Source organism: Vibrio sp. 2033, assembly GCF_033339735.1.
In genome coordinates, this window is sequence record NZ_JAWOVC010000428.1 from 1 (window position 1) to 657 (window position 657).

General features: G+C 46.1%; 1 pseudogene. It reads left to right on the top strand.

What is annotated here, in order from left to right:
• A pseudogene (locus tag R7P74_RS26995) lies at nt 1–657 on the top strand (efflux RND transporter permease subunit); the annotation flags it as partial.

A 657-nucleotide genomic window follows, 5' to 3' on the forward strand; every position in this document is an offset into this window, starting at 1 on the left:
GAAAGCTTCCGTCAGATCTTGGAAGTCGATATTGCTGGTGATCGTGAAGATATTGTCGAGATCGTGGTTGATCCCCTTCTAATGTAAAGCTATGGATTGGATCAGGCCGATATCTATAACTTGATCGCACTAAACAACCGAGTGGTTGCGGCTGGTTTTGTCGATACTGGATATGGGCGCTTTTCGGTCAAAGTTCCGTCGGTGTTTGATTCTCTGAAAGATGTTCTCGAATTGCCTATCAAAGTGAATGGCAAAGAAGTGATCACCTTTGGTGATGTGGCCACAGTTCGCCGAGCGTTTCGTGATCCGGAAAGCTTTGCCCGCTTGGATGGTGAGCCTGCCATTGTGCTTGACGTGAAAAAGCGTGCTGGCGAGAACATTATTGAAACCGTCGCGTTAGTTAAAGAGGTGATTGCTCAAGGGCAACTGCGAGCAGAGTGGCCAAGTAATTTGCAGGTTAAATACACTTGGGATCAGTCGGATGATGTCAAGCTAATGCTTAGTGATCTGCAAAACAACGTTCTCTCGGCAATCATTTTGGTAGTCATCGTTATTATCGCGATCTTGGGGGTAAGAACGGCATTGTTGGTTGGGATCTCTATTCCAGGATCTTTCTTAACGGGGCTGTTAGTTCTCTCTGTTTTTGGTCTTACCGTA